The organism is Allobosea eneae (assembly GCF_042657265.1).
Taxonomy (GTDB): domain Bacteria; phylum Pseudomonadota; class Alphaproteobacteria; order Rhizobiales; family Beijerinckiaceae; genus Allobosea; species Allobosea eneae.
The window spans coordinates 1-20,299 of record NZ_JBHSLW010000082.1 but is presented as its reverse complement, the minus strand read 5'-3'; the positions used below and the strand labels follow the sequence as shown (position 1 = coordinate 20,299).

19 protein-coding genes are annotated in these 20,299 nt (G+C 67.6%); 12 read left to right on the top strand and 7 right to left on the bottom strand.

Annotated features, from left to right (window positions below):
* Nucleotides 1–12: 12 nt before the first annotated feature.
* From ACFPOB_RS29155 to ACFPOB_RS29145, 3 genes are all read right to left on the bottom strand, one after another.
* Nucleotides 13–843: a metal ABC transporter permease gene (locus tag ACFPOB_RS29155; RefSeq protein ID WP_377801708.1), complete on the bottom strand. Its 831-nt coding sequence runs from the start codon at nucleotides 841–843 to the stop codon at nucleotides 13–15.
* Nucleotides 844–1,049: 206 nt separating this feature from the next.
* Nucleotides 1,050–1,775, bottom strand: a complete 726-nt coding sequence (aztA, locus tag ACFPOB_RS29150; RefSeq protein ID WP_377801696.1) for a zinc ABC transporter ATP-binding protein AztA — start codon at nucleotides 1,773–1,775, stop codon at nucleotides 1,050–1,052.
* A gap of 14 nt (nucleotides 1,776–1,789) precedes the next feature.
* Nucleotides 1,790–1,936: a hypothetical protein gene (locus ACFPOB_RS29145; protein WP_167561593.1), complete on the bottom strand. Its 147-nt coding sequence runs from the start codon at nucleotides 1,934–1,936 to the stop codon at nucleotides 1,790–1,792.
* Nucleotides 1,937–2,049: 113 nt separating this feature from the next.
* Between ACFPOB_RS29145 and ACFPOB_RS29140 the strand changes: the two genes are divergently transcribed.
* The gene (locus tag ACFPOB_RS29140) at nucleotides 2,050–2,313 is read left to right on the top strand and encodes a hypothetical protein (protein ID WP_377801695.1); all 264 of its coding nucleotides are present in this window, start codon (nucleotides 2,050–2,052) and stop codon (nucleotides 2,311–2,313) included.
* Between the two features lie 101 nt (nucleotides 2,314–2,414).
* Here ACFPOB_RS29140 and ACFPOB_RS29135 read toward each other — a convergent pair whose 3' ends face one another.
* On the bottom strand, nucleotides 2,415–4,037 hold the full coding sequence (locus ACFPOB_RS29135) for an OpgD/OpgG family glucan biosynthesis protein (protein ID WP_377801694.1): 1,623 nt from the start codon (nucleotides 4,035–4,037) through the stop codon (nucleotides 2,415–2,417).
* Between the two features lie 237 nt (nucleotides 4,038–4,274).
* On the opposite strand from ACFPOB_RS29135, the gene ACFPOB_RS29130 reads away from it, so the two are divergent.
* From ACFPOB_RS29130 to ACFPOB_RS29120, 3 genes are all read left to right on the top strand, one after another.
* Nucleotides 4,275–5,240, top strand: a complete 966-nt coding sequence (locus ACFPOB_RS29130; RefSeq protein ID WP_377801693.1) for a TAXI family TRAP transporter solute-binding subunit — start codon at nucleotides 4,275–4,277, stop codon at nucleotides 5,238–5,240.
* Nucleotides 5,241–5,354: 114 nt separating this feature from the next.
* Nucleotides 5,355–7,652, top strand: coding sequence for a TRAP transporter permease (locus ACFPOB_RS29125; RefSeq protein WP_377801692.1), 2,298 nt, complete (start codon nucleotides 5,355–5,357; stop codon nucleotides 7,650–7,652).
* A complete protein-coding gene (locus ACFPOB_RS29120; protein WP_377801691.1) occupies nucleotides 7,649–8,014 on the top strand; it encodes a DUF1850 domain-containing protein in 366 nt (121 codons plus the stop codon). The genes ACFPOB_RS29125 and ACFPOB_RS29120 overlap by 4 nt, the downstream gene beginning before the upstream one ends.
* A gap of 2 nt (nucleotides 8,015–8,016) precedes the next feature.
* Here ACFPOB_RS29120 and ACFPOB_RS29115 read toward each other — a convergent pair whose 3' ends face one another.
* A complete protein-coding gene (locus tag ACFPOB_RS29115; RefSeq protein ID WP_377801690.1) occupies nucleotides 8,017–8,256 on the bottom strand; it encodes a hypothetical protein in 240 nt (79 codons plus the stop codon).
* Nucleotides 8,257–8,481: 225 nt separating this feature from the next.
* Here ACFPOB_RS29115 and ACFPOB_RS29110 point away from each other — a divergent pair, with 225 nt between their 5' ends.
* The 5 genes from ACFPOB_RS29110 to ACFPOB_RS29090 are packed head-to-tail and all read left to right on the top strand — an operon-like array spanning nucleotide 8,482 to nucleotide 12,982.
* Nucleotides 8,482–10,071 (top strand): gamma-glutamyltransferase family protein, encoded by a 1,590-nt coding sequence (locus ACFPOB_RS29110; RefSeq protein ID WP_377801689.1) that lies wholly within the window; start codon nucleotides 8,482–8,484, stop codon nucleotides 10,069–10,071.
* A 30-nt stretch (nucleotides 10,072–10,101) separates the two neighbouring features.
* A complete protein-coding gene (locus tag ACFPOB_RS29105; protein WP_377801688.1) occupies nucleotides 10,102–11,298 on the top strand; it encodes an amidase in 1,197 nt (398 codons plus the stop codon).
* A 25-nt stretch (nucleotides 11,299–11,323) separates the two neighbouring features.
* On the top strand, nucleotides 11,324–11,956 hold the full coding sequence (gene nthA / locus ACFPOB_RS29100; protein ID WP_377801687.1) for a nitrile hydratase subunit alpha: 633 nt from the start codon (nucleotides 11,324–11,326) through the stop codon (nucleotides 11,954–11,956).
* Entirely contained in the window at nucleotides 11,953–12,612 is a 660-nt protein-coding gene (gene nthB, locus ACFPOB_RS29095) for a nitrile hydratase subunit beta (RefSeq protein WP_377801686.1), read from the top strand. The genes nthA and nthB overlap by 4 nt, the downstream gene beginning before the upstream one ends.
* Nucleotides 12,599–12,982, top strand: a complete 384-nt coding sequence (locus ACFPOB_RS29090) for a nitrile hydratase accessory protein (RefSeq protein WP_377801685.1) — start codon at nucleotides 12,599–12,601, stop codon at nucleotides 12,980–12,982. Before nthB ends, ACFPOB_RS29090 begins: the two co-directional genes overlap by 14 nt.
* 110 nt (nucleotides 12,983–13,092) lie before the next feature.
* Here the strand turns inward: ACFPOB_RS29090 and ACFPOB_RS29085 are convergent, their stop codons facing one another.
* Both ACFPOB_RS29085 and ACFPOB_RS29080 read right to left on the bottom strand, forming a co-directional pair.
* Nucleotides 13,093–14,109, bottom strand: a complete 1,017-nt coding sequence (locus ACFPOB_RS29085) for a nickel/cobalt transporter (RefSeq protein ID WP_377801684.1) — start codon at nucleotides 14,107–14,109, stop codon at nucleotides 13,093–13,095.
* Complete coding sequence (locus tag ACFPOB_RS29080; RefSeq protein ID WP_377801683.1) at nucleotides 14,100–14,750, bottom strand: DUF1007 family protein; 651 nt, start codon at nucleotides 14,748–14,750, stop codon at nucleotides 14,100–14,102. Before ACFPOB_RS29080 ends, ACFPOB_RS29085 begins: the two co-directional genes overlap by 10 nt.
* A gap of 280 nt (nucleotides 14,751–15,030) precedes the next feature.
* Here ACFPOB_RS29080 and ACFPOB_RS29075 point away from each other — a divergent pair, with 280 nt between their 5' ends.
* From ACFPOB_RS29075 to ACFPOB_RS29065, 3 genes are all read left to right on the top strand, one after another.
* A complete protein-coding gene (locus tag ACFPOB_RS29075) occupies nucleotides 15,031–18,585 on the top strand; it encodes an indolepyruvate ferredoxin oxidoreductase family protein (protein WP_377801682.1) in 3,555 nt (1,184 codons plus the stop codon).
* Nucleotides 18,586–18,665: 80 nt separating this feature from the next.
* Nucleotides 18,666–19,259, top strand: a complete 594-nt coding sequence (locus tag ACFPOB_RS29070; RefSeq protein WP_377801681.1) for a LysE family translocator — start codon at nucleotides 18,666–18,668, stop codon at nucleotides 19,257–19,259.
* 133 nt (nucleotides 19,260–19,392) lie between these two features.
* Entirely contained in the window at nucleotides 19,393–20,067 is a 675-nt protein-coding gene (locus ACFPOB_RS29065; RefSeq protein WP_377801680.1) for a Crp/Fnr family transcriptional regulator, read from the top strand.
* The last annotated feature ends 232 nt before the right edge of the window (nucleotides 20,068–20,299 follow it).

Sequence of the window (20,299 nt, the reverse complement as noted above, 5' to 3'; positions counted from 1 at the left end):
AGTATAACATAACTAGTGCTGGAGATGGGCCCTCGGCAAGAGCCGCCGCGCAAGGCCGCCCTGCGAGCCCAGCAGGAGCGAACCGAGATAGAGCGCGCCGGCCGAGAGGATGATCGCCGGCCCGGCCGGGAGATTGCTGCCAGCGGCATAGGAGGCGACGAGCCCGATATATCCGGACGCCATGCCGAAGCCGCTCGCCAGCAGGATCAGCCGGGTGATGTCGGCGGTCCAGAACCGCGCCGCCGCGGCCGGCAGCATCATCAGCCCCACGGCAAGCAGCGTGCCGAGCGCATGGAAACCGGCGACGAGATTGATCACGACGAGGCCGAGGAAGGTCAGGTGCACGACGCCGCCGGAACGGCTGACCGAGCGCAGGAAGCCGGGATCGACACATTCGAGCACGAGCGGGCGATAGGCCAGCGCCAGCACGCCGAGCGTCAGGCTGGCGACGCCGGAGAGCAGCACCAGCACATCGTCGTCGAGCGCCAGCACATTGCCGAACAGCACATGGAAGAGATCGACGGCCGAACCCCGCAGCGAAACCAGGGTGACGCCGAGCGCCAGCGAGATCAGGTAGAAGGCGGCGAGCGAGGCGTCTTCCTTGAGCACGGTCAGGCGCGCCACCGCGCCGGCTGCGAGGGCCACGGTGAATCCGGCGACGAGCCCGCCCAAGGTCATCGCCGGCAGCGAGAAGCCGGCGACGAGGTAGCCGAGCGCCGCGCCGGGCAGGATCGCATGCGCCATCGCGTCGCCGGTCAGGCTCATCCGCCGCAGCATCAGGAAGACGCCGACCGGCGCGCCGGAGACCGACAGCGCGATCACGCCGACCAGCGCCCGGCGCATGAAATCGAATTCGGCGAAGGGGCCGATCAGGAGGTCGTAGAACAAAGGGCTCGAATCCTTCAAAAGCTCTCTCAGCCCTCATCCTGAGGAGCCGCGCAGCGGCGTCTCGAAGGATGCTCCAAGAGGCTCCGGAACCGACTGGAGCATCCTTCGAGACGCGATCTACGATCGCTCCTCAGGATGAGGGCTGGAGTAGATGTTGCGGCTCACGCCGCGCAGGGCGCGGCATGGCTGTCGAAGGCCTCGACCATGCGCCGCGCCTTGAGCAGGTTGTTCGCCGTCAGCACCTCGCCGGTCTCGCCCCAGGCGATCGCCTCGCGCGCCAGCAGCAGCGTCTGCGGGAAGGCGCGCTTCACCGTCTCGATGTCATGCAGCACGGCGACGACGGTGCGGTTCTCGCCATGCCAGCGCTGGACCAGGGCCAGCAGGTCGGCGCTGGTGCGCGCATCGATCGCCGTGAACGGCTCGTCGAGCAGGATGATGTCGGCGTCCTGCAGCAGCAGCCGGGCGAACAGCGCCCGCTGCATCTGGCCACCCGAGAGCGTGCCGATGCTGCGGCTTTCGAAGCCGGTAAGGCCGACCGCGGCGATCGCCGCCTCGACCTTGCCGCGTTGGCCGAGGCCGATCTTGCCGAAGATGCCGGCCGCGCCCCACAGGCCCATGGCGACGAGATCGTAGACATGGATCGGGAAGGAGCGGTCGAGCTCGGCCGATTGCGGGAGATAGGCGAGGCGCTTGCCCTTAGCGAGCGTCACCGTGCCGTCGAGCGGCGAGAGCGCGCCGGCGATGGCCTTGAGCAAGGTCGACTTGCCGGCGCCGTTCGGCCCGACGATCGCGGTCAGGCTGCCCGGTGCGACCTCTCCGCAGAGATGATGCACCGCCGGGTGGCGGTCATAGCCGAGCGTCAGGTCGCTGAAGCGGATGGCGGGCACAGGGATACTCTTGTTCACACGATGACGGCGAGTGTCGCCGCCCAGAGCAGCAGGATCACGCCGGTTGCCAGACCGAGCCTTTGCCCGGCCGACAGCCGCAGCAGCGACCAGCCGGGAACCTCGGCGACAGGCTGGCGATGGTGGGCGTGATCATGAGCCATACTGAATGATATAATATTACGCTCGCTCACGAGCAAGCACGATCACCCTTGCATCGAGCGCAACGCCACTGCGTTATCGGCATCGTCAACGACATCCGAACAGGAGCAGGCCGGTGAGCGCCGAGCGGGTGACCTTCAAAGCGATACGCAATGGCGTCGCGACCGAGATCGCAGCCGATGCGATCGAGATTTGCCTGCCGGACGGGTTGAGCTTCAAGATCATGGCCTTTGCCGGCCGCAAGGGCTCGGCGATCCTGCACATGCCAGCCGACGATCCGCAGGCACCCAGCTTCGATGTCTTCTGCGTCGAGCCCGGCGCGGCGAATACGCTGTTCGTCTCGGTCGATCGCGCCCAGAAGCGCCAGATCGAAGGCTAGTTTGAACCGTCATTGCGAGCGCAGCGAAGCAATCCAGTTTCGTCGCGCTCTGCGGCCTCTGGATTGCTTCGTCGCTGCACTCCTCGCCATGACGGCTCGGCTCAGGCCGGCCAGTACTGGTAGAGCCAGGTCTCGGTCAGCACCTTGTCGCCGCCGCGCAGGAAGCAGCGCATCTCCACAGGGTCGGTGCCGTCGACGGTGAGGTCGAACTGCGCCCGCCAGTGGCCGGGGATATCGTTCGGCACGGCTTCGGCGAAGATGTAGGAGAACGTGCCGCGCGAGGCGGAGAGCACGACCTCGGGCTTGATCCCGAACGGGATGTCCTCGAGCGCCGGCCCCCTGAACTCCAGCATGAACTTGCGCACGCCCTTGGGCCTCGCCGTGCCCGGCTGGCCGCCATTGCCGAGCCTCGTCGCGACGACGCGGCCGAGCGTCGGCGGGAAGGGCTCGTCGGCGAGCCAATGCAGGCGATAGCGGAAATTATAGGAATTGCCGGCCTTGGCCGGAGCTTCCGGCACCCACATGGCGACGATGTTGTCGTGGATCTCGTCGTCGGTCGGGATCTCGATCAGCTGGACCGCGCCCTTGCCCCATTGGCCGAGCGTCTCGATCCAGAGGCTGGGCCGGCGCTCGTAGTAGACGCCGTCCATATAGTGGTCGAAGGCGCGGTCGCGCTGCATCAGGCCAAAGCCGCGCGGGTTGTCGTCGACGAAGGACGAAGCGACGGTACGCTGCGGATTGTTGAGCGGGCGCCAGGCGCGCTCGCCGCTGCCGGTCCAGAGCGCGAGCCCATCGGAATCGTGCACCTCCGGCCGCCAGTCGACCATGGTCGCCTTGCCGGTCTCGGAATACCAGTACATCGAGGTCAGCGGGGCGATGCCGAGCCGCGCGACGTCCTTGCGCAGGTGCAATTCCTGCTCGATCTCCATGTCGACGCCCTTGCCGCGATGCATGCGGAAGCGGAAGGCGCCCGAGACGCTCGGCCCCGAGAGCAGGGCGTAGACCACGACATGCTCGGCCGCCTCGCCGGGTGTCTCCAGCCAGACATGGGTGAAATCGGGGAATTCCTCCGGCCGGTCGCCGACCGCCGGATCGATCGCAAGGCCGCGGGCCGAGAGCCCGTACTGGTAGAGCTCGCCGATGGCGCGGAAATAGGAGGCGCCGAGGAAGGCGACCCAGTCGTTCTTCTGCCAGTCGAGCTTCTGGCCCTTGCGACCGGGATGGCCGGAGCGGCTCTCCTGGAAGCGAAAGCCGGCGAAGCCCGCGCCTGGCGGCAACTGCTTCGCCGGGGAATTGGCCGGCATCTCGAAATAGCTCTCGTCGTAGACGATCTCGCGCGCCTTGCCATCGTCGAGGACATGCATGCGCACGGGCTTCTGGAAGTAGCGGCCGAGATGGAAGAAGGTCACCGGCCAGGGCGACGGGCCATTGGCCCAGAGCGCCAGCTCCGGCTTGAACTTGATCTTGCCATGGGCGTCATAGTCGATCTTTTCGAGCACGTCAGGCTTGGGGTTCGGCGGCGCCTCGTAGGGCTTGGTGGCGAGATCGCGGGCCCGCGCCTTCAAGCCGTCGAAGGAGAAGGCCTCGGCGGTGCCGAGCTTCAGCCCCTGCTGCGCCAGCGCCGTGCCGGAGAAACCGACTGCGGCGAGGGCGGCCGTACCGGCGGCGCCCGCGAGCAATGTGCGGCGGTCGATCAGGGACGTGGTCGGCTGTCGCGGTTGCATCGGGCGGGGCGCTCCATCGGGAAAGATCGACAGTTGGTGTTTCCGGCTAGCCTGTCCAGCCGGCGAGGGCAATCTCCGCAGCTTCCTGGCGCCAGCAGGGCGGAAATCGCGCGGAAAGGCGACGCGCCGGCTTCTTAGCCCATTGGCGCGGGTTCCCTTTTTGCCCGCAAGCGTCCTACAACAGCGGCAGCCGGCCTTGAGAGCCGGGATGCGGTCTTTCGTCTCTCGGGAGGATTCATGTCTATTTCGCTTCATCGCCGGGCCCTGGCCGGCATTGCCGCGCTCACCCTCGCCGCCACGCCTATGGCGGCGCGTGCGCAGGATTTCATCAACGTGCTGACCGGCGGCACCTCGGGCGTCTACTACCCGCTCGGCGTCGCGCTCTCGAAGATCTACGGCGAGAAGATCCAGAACGTCCGCCCGACCGTTCAGGCGACCAAGGCCTCGGTCGAGAACCTGCAGCTCCTGCAGCAGGGCAAGGGCGAGATCGCCTTCACCCTCGGCGATTCGCTCGACGCCGCCTGGAAGGGCGACGAGGAGGCCGGCTTCAAGAGCCCGCTGAAGAAGCTGCGCGGCATCACCGCGATCTATCCGAACTATGTCCAGATCGTCGCCTCGAAGGATAGCGGCATCAAGACCCTGGCCGACCTCAAGGGCAAACGGCTCTCGGTCGGCGCGCCGAAATCCGGCACCGAGCTCAACGCCCGCGCCATCCTCGCCGCCGCCGGCATGTCCTACAAGGATCTCGGCAAGATCGAGTACCTGCCCTTTGCCGAGTCGGTCGAGCTCATGAAGAACCGCCAGCTCGACGCCACCCTGCAATCGGCCGGCCTCGGCGTCGCCTCGCTGCGCGACCTCGCGACCTCGGTCGAGATCACCGTGGTCGAGGTGCCCGCCGCCGTGGTCGACAAGGCCGGCCCGCCCTTCGTCAAGGTCTCGATCCCGGCCAACACCTATACCGGCCAGACTGCGGCGGTCCCGGCCGCGGCCGTGGTCAACTACCTCGTTACCCATGAGGGGATGAAGGAGGAGACGGTCTACCAGATTACCAAGGCCGTCTTCGAGAACCTGGCCGATCTTGGCGCTGCCCATGCCGCCGCCCGCTCGATCAAGCTCGAGAACGCGCTCGACGGCATGCCGATCCCGTTGCACCCGGGTGCCGCGCGCTATCTCAAGGAGAAGGGCCTGAAGGTCGGCTCCTGAGCCGCAGCCTCTTAAGGACGCGCCAGAGCGAGGCCGGTCGATCCGGCCTCGCTTTTTTGCAGGACAACGAGCATTCAAGATCGTGCCGCAAGCGCGACGACGGGGAAGCAAGCGATGACGAGCGAGAACAAGCCGCTGGCCGTGCCTGACGTGGCCGGTGTCCCCACCAGCAAGCCGGAGGTCCTGGTCGATCCCGAGCACGGCCTGCCGCCGGGTTTCGGGCCGGGCTGGCAGGGGCGCCTGCTGTTCTGGATCGCCGTCGCCTTCTCGCTGTTCCAGATCGCGACCGCCTTCAATGTGCCGCTCGACCACCGCTTCGCCGGTGTCACGATCATCGACCTCTTGCGCGTCACCATGGCGCTCTGGCTCGGCTGGATCGTGCTGCGCAAGCTTCAGGGCCAGCCCGCGGGCGAGATGCTGCTCGCCTGGCTCCCGCTGGTCGTCGTCGTCGAGCTGCTTGCCCGGTTCGGCGGCTCGATCCCGAACCAGATCCTGCGCGCGCTCCATGTCGGCTTTCTCGGCCTCGTCGCCGGCGGCCTGCTCGCCCAACACAAGAGCGAGACCCGGATCAAGGCTATCGCCGCCTGGGCGCTGGCCGGCATCGGCTTCGCCGTCGGGCTCTACCACTGGTTCCTCTACGAGGAGCTCGTCGCCCGCGCCGGCGAGGTGACGCCGTCCGACCTCGTCGTCGGCATCACCGCCATCGCCGTGCTGTTCATCATCTGCTGGCGCTTCATGGGGCCGGCGCTCCCGATCGTCTCCGGCCTGTTCCTCGCCTATTGCCTGCTCGGCAACTACCTGCCCGCGCCGCTCAACCATCGCGGCTATTCGCTCGACCAGGTGATCGAGCACATGTCCTTCGGCACCGAGGGCATCTATGCGACGCCGACCGGCGTCTCCGCCACCTTCATCTTCCTGTTCATCCTGTTCGGCTCCTTCCTCGAGCGCGCCGGGATGATCCAGCTCTTCACCGACATCGCCATGGGCCTGTTCGGTTCGGCCCGCGGCGGACCGGCCAAGGTCGCGGTCTTCTCATCGGCCATGATGGGCACGATCTCCGGCTCCGGCGTCGCCAATGTCGTCTCGACCGGCCAGTTCACCATTCCCCTGATGAAGCGCTTCGGCTACCGCGCCGCCTTTGCCGGCGGTGTCGAGGCGACCGCCTCGATGGGCGGCCAGATCATGCCGCCGGTGATGGGCGCCGTCGCCTTCATCATGGCCGAGACCATCGACGTGCCCTACGCCGATGTGGTGCAGGCGGCCATCGTGCCGGCGATCCTCTACTACTGCGCGGCCTTCCTCGCCGTGCATCTGGAGGCTGGCAAGCGCGGCCTGGTTGGCCTGCCTCGCTCCGAGTTGCCGAGCGCCGGCAAGGCGCTTTCGGCGAAATGGCACCTGATCCTGCCGCTTGCCGTCCTCGTCTACCTGCTCTTTTCCGGCTACACGCCACTGTTCTCCGGCTCGGTCGGCCTGGCGCTCACCGTGATCCTGATCCTCGGCGGCTCGCTCGCGCTCGGCATCGGCCAGATCGCCGTTAGGGTGCTCTTCTGGGTCGGTCTCGGTCTGCTCTGCGCCTTCTTCTTCTGGTACGGCATCCTCGTCGTCGTCGGCATCGTCGTGGCCCTGATCCTGGCCAATCTCTTTACCAAAGGCGGGGCCGAGACCGTCGCCGCCTGCCGCGAGGCACTGGCCGACGGCGCGCGCCAGGCGATCCCCGTCGGCATAGCCTGCGCCGTCGTCGGCATCGTCATCGGCACGATGACGCTGACCGGCGTCGGGACAGTGTTTGGCAACGCCGTGGTCGCGGTCGGCGAGAAGTCGCTCTTCCTGGCGCTGGTGCTGACCATGATCGTCAGCCTGATCCTCGGCATGGGCATCCCGACCATCCCGAACTACATCATCACCTCCTCGATCGCAGCGCCGATCCTGCTCAAGCTCGGCGTGCCGCTGATCGTCAGCCACATGTTCGTGTTCTATTTCGGCATCATGGCGGACCTGACGCCGCCGGTCGCGCTCGCCGCCTTCGCCGCCGCGCCGATCGCCAAGGAATCGGGCTTCAAGATCGCCGGCCAGGCGGTGAAGATCGCCATGGCCGGCTTCGTCATCCCGTTCATGGCGGTCTATGACCCCGCGCTGATGCTGCAGCCTGTCCAGGGCGTCACCGGCGCGGCCTATGCGCTCGGCGCCGCCTACATCATCGGCAAGACGCTGCTCGCGATCTGCCTGTGGGGCGCTGCGACGATCGGCTTCCTCAAGCGCGACATGGCGCTGTGGGAGCGGGCGCTCGCCGCGGTCGCCGCCGGCTTCCTGGTGCTCGCCTTGCCGGCCACCGACGAGATCGGCTTCGCCCTCGCAGCGCTGCTGATCGGCCTGCATCTCTGGCGCGCCAAGGCCGCCACGCAGGCCGCGTGAGCATCTGCCTTGCCGCCGGTGCGCTCGTTATCTCGCTCGGCGCGAGCGAGATAACGCTCTCCTGGCGGCATTCGGTGCAGAAATCGCTGTGGGAGGAGGTCTGGCAGGAAAGGCCTGAGGGCCTCGTTATCACCGAGGCCCGCATCGAGGGCTCCGGCGCCGGCATGGACCCGCCTGATGGCGCCGAGCTCGTCGACGGCTTCTGGCGCTGGAAACCGGAGCTGCCGCCCCTGCGTGAGGTGGTGATGCGACGCTCCGGCGCGACCGCCGACTGGCGGATCTGCGTGGAAAGCCGCTGCCGGGCGCTCGACGAGATGCTGCCAGCCGAAGCCGATCCGGTGGTGATGAAGCCTTGCGGCTAGCTTCAGCTGCGGTGGGTCAGGCGCTCGATCTTCACGACCCGTCGCATGAAATTCACAAGGCCATAGGCGGCGAGCAGCGAGAACAGGCCCATCAGCACATAGGCGACGATCGGCCCGAGCTCAAACAGGCCGGCGAGCGCCCAGCCGGACGCCAGCGCGACGCCGAAGATCTCGACCGCGATCAGGATGGCGAGCGAGACCACCATGATCACGTTGCGCCAGTTGGTGCGGCCAGCCGCCATGCTTCTATCCTCGGAACCCATGCACGGACCGCCGGCGCGCATTCCGGTCGCCCGGAACGGGCGAACGACCAGAATTCGCGCCAAATCAATAGATTGGAGCATGTTCTGATCGCAAAAGTGGTCCCCACTTTTGCGGAACGTGCTCTAGCCTAGCCGGCGTCGGCATGCAACAAAATCGCGCCTTCCGGCGAAATGGTCCCGCCCCTTACGAACGACAAGAACCTGATGCCCGATTCTCCCGTCTTCGCCGCCGCCGCCGTCGCCGCACCCCACCGCCTCGCCTCCGAAGCCGGGCGCGCCATTCTCGCGGAAGGCGGCAATGCGATCGAGGCCATGGTCGCCATGGCTGCGACCATCGCAGTCGTCTACCCCCACATGAACGCGATCGGCGGCGACGGCTTCTGGCTGGTGCACGAGCCCGGCGGCAAGGTCCATGCGATCGAGGCCTGCGGCCCGGCGGGGAGCCTGGCCACGATCGAGCGCTATCGCGAGAAGGGGCATGACGTCCTGCCGGCGCGCGGCCCAGATGCGGCGATCACCGTCGCCGGCGCGATCGGCGGCTGGCAGGCGGCGCTTAGCCTGTCGAGCAGCCTCGGCGGCAGGCTGCCGCTGAAGGACCTCCTCTCCGACGCCATCCGCCATTGCGCGGAGGGTTACGACATCTCGGAGTCGGAGCTGCGCACCTGGCCGCAGGAAGTCGATGCCGTGAAGGCAGCGCCCGGCTTCAGCGACTTCTTCTGGCCGGGCGGAGAACGGCCCAAGGCCGGCGACCGCCGCAAGCCCACAGCGCTCGCCGCGACGCTGGAGCAGCTTTCCCATGCCGGGCTCGACGATTTCTATCGCGGCGATATCGGCCGCGAGCTCGCCGAGGATCTCGGCCGGATCGGCGCGCCGATCACCCGCGCCGATCTCGAAGCCTTCCGCGCCCGGGCCGTGCAGGCGCTGTCACTGAAGCTGCCCGGGCTCACCGTCTACAATTTCCCGCCGCCGACGCAGGGCCTCACCGCCCTGATGATCCTCGGCATCTTCGAGAAGCTCGGCGTCACCCGGCCGGAGAGCTTCGACCACCATCACGGGCTGGTCGAAGCCGTGAAGCGGGCGCTCGCCATCCGCGACAAGGTCGTCACCGACCCGGCCTTCATGACCGTCGATCCGGCGAGCCTGCTCACCGAAGCGGCCCTGGAACGCGAAGCCGCGAAGATCGACCGCAGGCGCGCCGCGAGCTGGCCGTTCCGGCCCGGCGAGGGCGACACGATCTGGATGGGCGCGATCGACGGCTCCGGCCTCGCCGTCTCCTACATCCAGTCGCTCTACTGGGAGTACGGCTCCGGCTGCATCCTGCGCAAGACCGGCGTCAACTGGCAGAACCGCGGCGTCTCGTTCTCGCTGGATGCGAAGGCGCTCAACCCGCTGACGCCCGGCCGCAAGCCGTTCCACACGCTGAACCCGCCACTCGCCCGGTTCGACGATGGCCGCATCGTCAGCTACGGCGCGATGGGCGGCGACGGCCAGCCGCAGTTCCAGGCGCAGATCCTGTCGCGCTATCGCTTCGGCCAGGGCGTCGCCGATGCGGTCGATGCGCCGCGCTGGCTCTTCGGCCGCACCTGGGGCGCCGGCTCGATCTCGCTCAAGCTGGAGAACCGCTTCGATCCGATGCTGCTGGCAAGGCTGACCGCCGCCGGGCACCCGGTCGAGGAATACAGCGAGGCCTATTCCGACCAGTTCGGCCATGCCGGCATGCTGGTGAAGCACCAGAAGGGCCATGTCGAGGCAACGCATGACCCGCGCTCGGACGGCGACGCCGGCGGCATCTGATTGGGATCTTGGGGGAGATCTGAGACGACCATGATCGAGAACGACCCGTTCCGCTGCTTCGTGCCTTATCCCGAAGCACCAGTGAAACATGCTTCCTCCGGCCCGCTCGCCGGGTTGACACTCGCGGTCAAGGACCTGTTCGACGTCAAGGGCTATCCGACCGGGGCGGGCTCGCCGACCGTGCTGGCGCTGTCAGGGATCAAGACCAAGACGGCGCCGATCGTGAAGGCCTTCCTGGAGGCCGGCGCCCGCTTCGTCGGCAAGACCCATACCGACGAGCTCGCCTTCTCGCTCAACGGCAAGAACGCGCATTTCGGCGCGCCCGTGAATCCGGCCGTGCCAGACCGCATCACCGGCGGCTCCTCCTCCGGCTCGATGGCCGCGGTCGCCGGGCGGCTCGCCGATATCGGCCTGGGTTCCGACACCGGCGGCTCGGTGCGGGCGCCGGCGAGCTATGGCGGCCTGTTCGGCATCCGTCCGACACATGGCCGGCTTTCGCTGAAGCGTGCCTGGCCGCTGGCCGAGAGCCTCGACACCGCCGGCTTCTTCGCGCGGGATAGCGAGGTCTTCGCCCGCGCCGCCAACGCCGTGCTCGGCAAGGACAAGGTGACCTTGCCGGAAACGCCTCGCCTGCTGCTCGCCGACGACCTCTTCGCCCAGGCCGTGCCCGAGGCCGAGCGCATCCTGCGCAATGTCGTGCAGCGGATCGTGCCGATCCTCGGCCAGCCGCAGACGGTGCGCGCCGTCAGCGACATGGACGCGCTCTACTGGGCTTTTCGCTGGATCCAGGGCCGCGAAGCCTGGCAATCCGACGGCAAAATGATCGAGCGCCACGCCATGCCGCTCGGACCGGGTGTCGCCGAGCGCTTCGCCTTCGGCAAGGCGGTCAGCGATGCCGAGGTCGCGCGCGGCGACAGCGTGCGCAAGGCTTTCCGCGCGAAGCTCGCCAGGCTGCTCGGCAAGGATGGCGTGCTGATGCTGCCGACCGTGCCCGATGTCGCGCCGCTGGTCAGCGCCGGCGAGCCCGAGCTCGAGGATTTCCGCAACCGTGCCCTGCGCCTGCTCTGCCTTGCGGGCTTGTCGGGCTTCCCGCAGATTTCGATCCCCGTCGCCCATCGCGACGACGCGCCGCTGGGCTTGTCGCTGATCGGACCGAAGGGCTCGGACAAATCGCTCGTTGCCTTCGCCGTGAAGTTGGAGCGGGCGGCGCGGATCAGGCTGGCATGACGAGGCAGGTCCCAAGGAGACTGCGATGAGCGGCCACGACCATCACCACCATCATGACCATGACCACGACAACCACTTCACCCCGATCGAAGCGCGGGTGAAGGCGCTGGAATCGCTGATGGTCGAGAAGGGCTATGTCGACCCGGCTGCGCTCGATGCGATCATCGACACCTACGAGACCAGGATCGGGCCGCGCAACGGCGCCCGCGTCGTCGCCAAGGCCTGGAGCGATCCGGCCTATGCCGCGCGCCTGAAGGCCGACGGCACCGCCGCCGTCGCCGAGCTCGGCTATGGCGGGCGCGGCGGCGAGCACATCGTCGCCTGCTTCAATACGCCCGAGGAGCACAACCTCATCGTCTGCACCCTGTGCTCCTGCTATCCTTGGCCGGTGCTGGGACTGCCGCCGGTCTGGTACAAATCGCCGCCCTATCGCGCCAAGGCTGTGATCGACCCGCGCGGCACGCTCGCCGATTTCGGCGTGACCCTGCCGGAAGGCCAGCGCATCCGCGTCTGGGATTCGACTGCCGAGACCCGCTTCATCGTCATCCCGATGCGGCCGGAAGGCACCGAAGGCTGGAGCGAGGACGAACTGGCATCGATCGTCAGCCGCGACTCGATGATCGGCGTCGGCCTGCCCTCCCCCGAGGATAAGCCATGAACAGCGCCCACGACCTTGGCGGCCAGATGGGCTTCGGCCCGGTCGTGCCCGAGAAGGACGAGCCGATCTTCCATGCCGACTGGGAGAAGAAGGTCCTGGCGATCAACGTCGCCGCCGGCGCGATGGGCGCCTGGACGATCGACGGCATCCGCCATGCGCGCGAAAGCCTGCCGCCGGCACAGTATCTGTCGTCGAGCTACTACCAGATCTGGCTGGCGGCACTCGACAAGATGCTGGTTGAGCACGGCTTCCTGAGCAAGGACGAGCTGGCCTCGGGCGTCGCCGGTAGCACCCGCCGCGAGCCCAAGCGCGTGCTGAAGGGCGAGGAGGTCCCGAGCGTCCTGCGCCGCGGTTTCCCTTATGAGCGCGCGGCGGCAGCGCCGGCCCGTTTCAAGGTCGGCGACACCGTCCGCACCATCGTGATGCACCCGCAGCATCACACCCGCCTGCCGCGCTATGCCCGCGGCAAGCAGGGCGTGATCGAGCGCGTCACCGGCTGCCATGTCTTCCCTGACACCGGCGCCCATGGCGCGCCCGAGACGGCGCAATGGCTCTACACCGTGGTCTTCACCGGCCCGGAGCTCTGGGGCCGCGACGCCGATCCGACCTCGAGCGTCAGCATCGAGGCCTGGGAGAGCTATCTTGAGCCGGCCTGACGCTGCCCTCGCGGGGGCGCTCGCCGCCGGCACACCGATTCCGCGCGACGCCGAGGGGCCGGTCTTCGCCGAGCCCTGGCAGGCCCAGGCCTTCGCCCTCGTCGTCGCGCTGCAGAACCGCGGCATCTTCAGCGCCGACGAATGGGCGCAGGCGCTCGGCGGCGAAATCCGCGAAGCCCTCGCCAATGGCGGCTGCCGCGACGGTTCCGATTATTACGAGCGCTGGTGCGAGGCGCTCGAGCACCTCTTGATCGAGAAGGGTCTCGCCTCGCAGACGAGCGTCGACGCCCGCGCGGCCGCCTGGGAACGAGCCGCCGAGGCGACGCCGCATGGCAGGCCGATCCTGCTGGAGAACGATCCGCTGGGGTGAGGAACCGTCATTCTCGGCCGAAGCGCAGCGCAGAGCCGAGGATCTCGCGCAGCAGATGGCGCCCTTCCGTCACGATATGCTCGGGACAAGCCCGAGTACGACGCCTGGGCTCAGCTCCCTTGTCCGGCCGCCCACAGGCCGAAGAACAGCGCCGCGCCGAGCACCGCGACGAAGGCCGCCGCCAGCACTTCGAGCCCGGCGATAATCCGAGCCCCCTTCAACGAGCCGCCGCCGGCGAAGCGCAGGGCCGCGAACTTGAAGAACACCGCCAGCGCCGCCAGCGCCCCGGTGGTCAGGGCCGTGCCGAGCGCCATGGCGAAGGTGGCGGCAACGCCGGCCCAGAGCAGGCCCTGCGCATTGGCGAAGACGAGGATGATCAGCGCGCCCGCACAGGGGCGCAGGCCCGCCGCCAGCACGACGCCGGCCATCTCGCGGACGGAGCGCAGGCGCGAGACCTCATCCGCTCCTGGCATATGGACATGGTCGCAGGTTGCGGGGTCATGCACCGCGCTGCCGCCGAGCGCGACGAGGCTGCCGGCCTTGCGCCAGAGCACATAGAGCCCGACCAGCGCCACCAGCGCAAAGCTGCCCTGTTCGATCACGAAGGTGGTCGAAGCCATGGTCTTGGCGGTCGCGTTGAGCGCCAGCGTCAGTGTGCCGACCAGCGCGATCGCCACCAGCGCCTGTACGATTGCCGCCGCGAAGGAAAGCGCCAGCCCGCGCTTCAGGCTGCGATTGTCGGCGACGATGTAGCCGGAGATCACCGCCTTGCCGTGGCCGGGCCCGGCGGCATGGAAGACGCCATAGGCGAAGGCGAGCCCGAGCAGGCCAGGCAGCGCCGCCGGCGATTGCGCGATTCCCTTCAGCGTCGCCGTCAGCTCGCGATAGAAGCTCGACTGCCAGGCGAGGATCACCGCGCCGAGGCCGGTCGTCGCCGGCAGCGCCTCGCGCGGCAAGGCCGTGCCGAACGGATTGCGCGGCGGCGGGGGCGGCGGCGGGAAATAGAGACTGGCCAGCCAGGCGATCAGCCCGAGCGCGCCAGCTACGAGGGCTAGCGCCAGCAGCGCAACGAGCAGCCGACGCGGCCAGAGCGGCAGGCCCGGCGCGGCAGGCGCGCTCAGGGACATGCCACCAGCGCCCGCGTGGTGACCTGATAGGCGCTCATATCCGGCGTCGCCGTGATGTCCTCCTGCGCCAGCCGCTGCTGCGTCGCTGCGTCGAGCTTGGGCGGGCGCATGACCCGGACGACGCAGCCCTTGGGCGCATCGCGCGCCGCCACCGCATCGGCCTCCTCGCCAATCTCGAAGGCGACGAAATAGGTGGGATCGCCGATCTCGATGCCGAAGGAGCGGTTCGCCGTGGCCGGCGTCTTCAGCGGCAGCGTATAGGTCAGCGTGAGGATCTTGTTCTCATAGGAGAGCGATTCTCCGCTCGGTGTGCCGAACTCCTGCGCCTTGCCGTTCGCCTTGGCGATGGTGAAGAAGCCGACATCCGGCAGCGATTCCATGTTGACCTTGGCGAGCTCGGCCAATTCGTCCGAGGTCAGCTTGCCGTCGCCGTTCTTGTCGAGGCCTTGGACCATATAGGCCGAGTAGGCCTCGTCGAAGCTCCAGCGATGGCGCAATGCCTTCACCGCGCCGCTGGCGTCGTAGAGAATCTCGGTGCGCGAGGTCACGAAGACGTGCGGATGCGCCAGCGCCGGCACGGCAAGGCCGAGCCAGGCCGAGATGGCAACGAACAGCGTGGGGAGCGTCGAGTATCGCGGCACGCGGCAATTTCCTCGAATCTGCGGCGAATCCGGCCGAGCTTTCATACAAAAACGCGCCCGGCGCGCCTAGCCTTGCAATCCCGTGCCGTGAGCCCTGCCCGCATCGCCCGCAAAGGCGGCCAAATCGCGGCGCGCGCGGTCTCCGCCACTCTGGAATCACCCCAGGGCGATTTGACGATAGCGCGTCTGCTATGACAGCCTTGCTGACATAATAACAAATTGGAGACCGGCGCTACCGGTCCCTGTAGTCGATGGATATGCGATCGTCGGGAGGTCGGCCATGGCCGGTACGCAGCAGACTTCGCAAGGCGCCGCGGCAGCCGGGCCCGAGCTCAGGACGGTCACGCTCGACGACAAATACGACCTCTCCAAGCAGCAAATCTTCCTGACCGGCACGCAGGCTATCGTCCGCATGCTGCTTACCCAGCATGAGCGCGACCGGCGCGCCGGCCTCAACACCGCAGGCTTCGTCTCCGGCTATCGCGGCTCGCCGCTCGGCGGGCTCGACCAGCAACTCGCCCGCGCCGGCAAGCAGCTCAAGCCCGCCAACATCGTCTTCCAGCCCGGTCTCAACGAGGACCTCGCCGCCACCGCCGTCTGGGGCACGCAGCAGGCCGAGCTCTCCGGCGAGGGCAAATATGACGGCGTCTTTTCGCTCTGGTATGGCAAGGGGCCCGGCGTCGATCGTACCGGCGACGTCTTCCGCCATGGCAACATGGCCGGCACCTCGCGCCATGGCGGCGTGCTCTGCCTGCTCGGCGACGACCACACCGCCGAATCCTCGACCAACGCTCACCAGACCGAGTTCGTCCTGGTCGACCGGATGATGCCGATCCTCAATCCGGCCGGCGTCCAGGAGATCATGGACTATTCCCTGCACGGCTTTGCGCTCTCGCGCTTCGCCGGCGTCTGGGTCGGCCTGAAATGCGTCAAGGACAACATCGAATCGACCGCCTCGGTCGACGGCTCGGTCGACCGGGTCAGCATCGCGATCCCCGATGATTTCGTCATGCCGCCGGGCGGCCTCAACATCCGCCGCGAGCTCGATTTTCTCGACCAGGAAAAGCGGCTGCATCTGCACAAACGCGCCGCGATCCTCGCCTATCTGCGCGCCAACAAGCTCAACCAGACCATCCTCTCCGGCGGGCAAACCCCGCGCATCGGCATCATCACCGTCGGCAAATCCTATCTCGACGTGCGTCAGGCGTTGGAGGAACTCGGCCTCGACGAGGTCCGCGCCAATGATCTCGGCATCCGCCTGTTCAAGATCGCCTGCCCCTGGCCGCTCGATCCGCAGGAGCTGAAGGCGTTCGCTGAAGGCCTCGACCTCGTCATGGTCGTCGAGGAGAAGCGCTCGCTGATCGAGGTGCAGCTGCGCGAGGAACTCTACGGCACCGCGCACCAGCCCATGGTGATCGGCAAGAAGGACGAGCAGGGCGAGTGGCTCTTCCCGGTCCATGGCGCGCTCGATCCCAACGACATCGCCATCGCACTCGGCGCGCGCCTGCTGCAGTATCGAGAGGACCCTGTGCTCAGGACCCGCCTCGAGGAGATCGCCGCGGCGCAGGGCCGGCTCGCCGAGGCGATCGAAGTCGCCAAGCGCACTCCCTATTTCTGCTCGGGCTGCCCGCACAACTCCTCGACCGTCGTGCCCGAAGGCTCGCGCGCTTATGCCGGCATCGGCTGCCACTACATGGCGCAGTGGATGGACCGCGACACCACCGGCTTCACCCAGATGGGCGGCGAAGGCGCCAACTGGGTCGGCGAAGCGCCGTTCTCGAAACGCGGCCATGTCTTCCAGAATCTCGGCGACGGCACCTATACCCATTCCGGCTCGCTTGCGATCCGCTGGGCCGTCGCGAGCGGCGTCAACATCACTTACAAATTGCTTTACAACGACGCCGTCGCGATGACCGGCGGCCAGCAGGCGGAAGGGCATCTCTCGCCCGACCAGATGGCCCGCCAGGTCGCGGCCGAGGGCGTCTCGCGCATCGCGGTGGTCTCCGACGATCCCGACAAGTATCCCGCGGGCACGCTCTGGCCGCCCGGCACCACCTTGCACCATCGCGACGATCTCGACGCAGTGCAGCGCGAGCTTGCGACCGCCTCCGGCGTCTCGCTGCTGCTCTACGACCAGACCTGCGCCACCGAGAAGCGCCGCCGGCGCAAGCGCGGCGCCTATCCCGATCCGGACAAGCGCGTCATCGTCAACGAGCTGGTCTGCGAGGGCTGCGGCGACTGCGGCGTGAAGTCGAACTGCGTCTCGGTGCAGCCGCTCGAGACCGAGTTCGGGCGCAAGCGCCAGATCGACCAGTCGAACTGCAACAAGGACTTCTCCTGCGTGAAGGGCTTTTGCCCCTCCTTCGTCACCGTGCATGGCGCGCGGCCGAAGAAGGCGGAGCCGCGCACGCTCGATGCCTCCGCGCTCGGCGCAAGCGATCTGCCCGAGCCCAGGGTGCCGGCGCTCGACCGCAGTTTCGCTGTTGTCGTCACCGGCGTCGGCGGCACCGGTGTCGTCACAATCGGCGCGATCCTCGGCATGGCCGCGCATCTCGAAGGCAAGGGCTGCGGCATGATCGACATGGCCGGCCTCGCCCAGAAGGGCGGCGCAGTCTTCAGCCATGTCCGTCTCGCCCCGACGCCTGAGGCAATCCACGCCATCCGCGTCGCCGCCGGCCAGGCCGATCTCGTGCTCGGCTGCGACCTCACCGTCACCGGTTCGAAGAAGGTGCTGGGCGCGATCCGCCAGGGCCGCTCGACCGTCGTGGTCAACACTGCCGAATCCATGCCTGGCGATTTCACCCGCAACGCCGATTTCTCGCTGCCGACCGAGCGCCTGAAGCGGGCGATCATCTCGGCCTCCGGGCGTGACAACACCCATCTCGTCGATGCGACGGCGGCGGCCACCACCTTCCTCGGCAATGCCATCGCCGCCAACATCTTCATGCTCGGCTACGCCTGGCAGTTCGGCGCGGTGCCGCTCTCGCGCGCCTCGCTGCTGCGGGCGATCGAGCTCAACGGCGAAGCCGTGGCGATGAACAAGCAGGCCTTCGAGCTTGGCCGCCGCGCCGCGCATGACCCGGTCGCGCTTGGCTCCGCTCTCGCCGAAGCCAAGGCGCCGACGGAAGCACGCCAGCTTTCGCAGAGCCTCGACGAGATCGTCACCCGCCGCGTCGACTTCCTCACCGGCTACCAGAACGCCGCCTATGCGGTGCGCTATCGTGACCTCGTCGACAAGGTCCGCGCCAAGGAAGCGAGCGTGCTTCCCGGCCAGAGCGCGTTGGCCGAGGCCGTCGCGCGCTATCTCTTCAAGCTGATGGCCTACAAGGACGAATACGAGGTCGCCCGGCTCTACAGCGACGGCGCCTTCCGCAAGCAGCTCGCCGCGACCTTCGAGCAGGATAGCGCTTCGGGTGAGCCCTTGCGTCTCGAATTCCACCTCGCCCCGCCCTTGCTAGCCAAGCGCGACCCCAATACCGGCCTGCCGCGCAAGATGAGCTTCGGACCGTGGATGCTGGGCGCCTTCGGCCTGCTGGCGAAGCTGAAAGGCTTGCGCGGCACCGCCCTCGACGTGTTCGGGTACACGCAGGAGCGCAAGACCGAGCGTAAGCTGATCGCCGATTACGAGGCGCTGCTCGCCGAAATCCTCGGCAAGCTCTCGCCGCAGAACCACGCGCTCTGTATTGCGCTGGCCGCGATCCCCGAGAAGATCCGCGGCTTCGGCCACGTCAAGGAGCGCCATCTCACGGCGGCAAAGGCCGAGGAAGCCGAGCTGCTGAAGCGGCTGCGCGATGGCTCGGAGGCGGCGCTGGCGATGCCGAAGGCCGCGGAATAACCGCACGAACGTTCAAGACCTGCGGTGGTTCTCCCGCTTCTACTTGCGCTTGCTGCGAGGCGATATGCGGGGAAAAGATTATGGATGGACTGGCCGGTTTCCTGCTCGCCGGCATCGCGCTCACCGGCAGCCCCGGGCCGGCGACCCTGAGCCTGACCGCGACAGGCGCCGCCTTCGGCACCCGCCGCGGGCTCGCCTATGGCGCCGGCATCACGCTCGGCATGCTCGCGGTGATGGCCCTGACGGCGAGCGGCGTCGTCGCCGTCGTCCTGGCGCTGCCGGGCCTGGCACCGGTCGTCACGGTGCTGTCGGCGCTCTATTTCCTCTATCTCGCCTTCCGGATCGCAACGGCGCCGCCGCTGGCCGAGACGAACAGCGACGCGGCGGCTCCCTCCTTCGCCGCCGGCTTCACGCTCTCGCTGGTCAATCCCAAGGGCTATGCGGCCATGGCCGCGCTGTTCTCCGGCTTCACGCTGCTGCCGCAGCAACCGGCGATCGATGCAAGCCTCAAGATCGGCCTCCTGCTGCTGGTGATCGCCACGGTCAACCTCGGCTGGCTTCTGGCCGGCTCGGGTCTGACCGGCCTGTTCCGCGATCCCCGCAGCAACCGGATCGTCAACCTGATCTTCGCGGCGCTGCTGCTCGCCTCGCTAGCCGCCGCGATCAGGTTCTGAGGGCCATCTCGTGGAAGCGACGCACGATGCACCTGGGGATCGGCGCAGGTGGCATGACAGCCCGCCTGACTTGAGTTTGCGATGAACCGGGCCGCATAGTGCGCGACGTGCGCATGCGAGGGGCCGACGAATCTTGATTTCCGAGGACGAGCTGCGCCGCATCGCCGCCTGGTCGAACGACCTCACGCCGGAGGAGTTCGAGGAAGCCAGGCGCGGCACCAGCATCAAGGCCTATGGCAAGGGCGCCTATGTCTGCCATGTCGGCGACCGGCTCGAATCCTGGACCGGCGTCGCCGACGGGCTACTCAAGATGAGCACGACCTCGCGCAGCGGCAAATCGGCGACGCTCGCCGGACTGCGCGGCGGTGCCTGGTTCGGCGAGGGCACGATCATCAAGAACGAGGCGCGGCGCTATGATCTCGTCGCGCTGCGCGAGAGCAAGGTCGCGCTGATGCGGCGCCAGACCTTCCTCTGGCTGTTCGAGCATTCGGCCGCCTTCAACCGCTTCCTGGTGCACCAGTTCAACGAGCGCCTCGCCCAGTTCATCGGGCTCGCCGAATACGACCGCATGCTGGGGGCGACCGGGCGCCTTGCCCGCAACCTCGCCTGGCTGTTCAACCCGATCCTCTATCCCAACAACGAGCGGACGCTGACGATCAGCCAGGAGGAGCTCGGCCTGCTTGCCGGCATCTCCCGGCAGATGGCCAATCAGAGCCTCGCCAGGCTGGCCGAGCTCGGCTTCATCAAGATCGGCCACAACGAGGTGACGATCCTCGATCTGGAACGGCTGGCGCGGTATGAAGGCTAGAGCGATTCTGCGATTCTCCGAATCGCGGAATCGCGGAATCGCTCTAGGTCTTTGTTTTATTGCATTTTCTTCATGCGGACCGATGTCCACTGCGTCGCAAAGGCTCTAGGATAAACAGGTAGAGTGAAACACTAGGCCTCGTGGACAAAGCTTGACCTGAGACACGCGGATTGATTCAAGGCTTCTTTTTGGAGGAAGCCTTGGGCGAGCGGATCGGTCTGACGGACGAGGA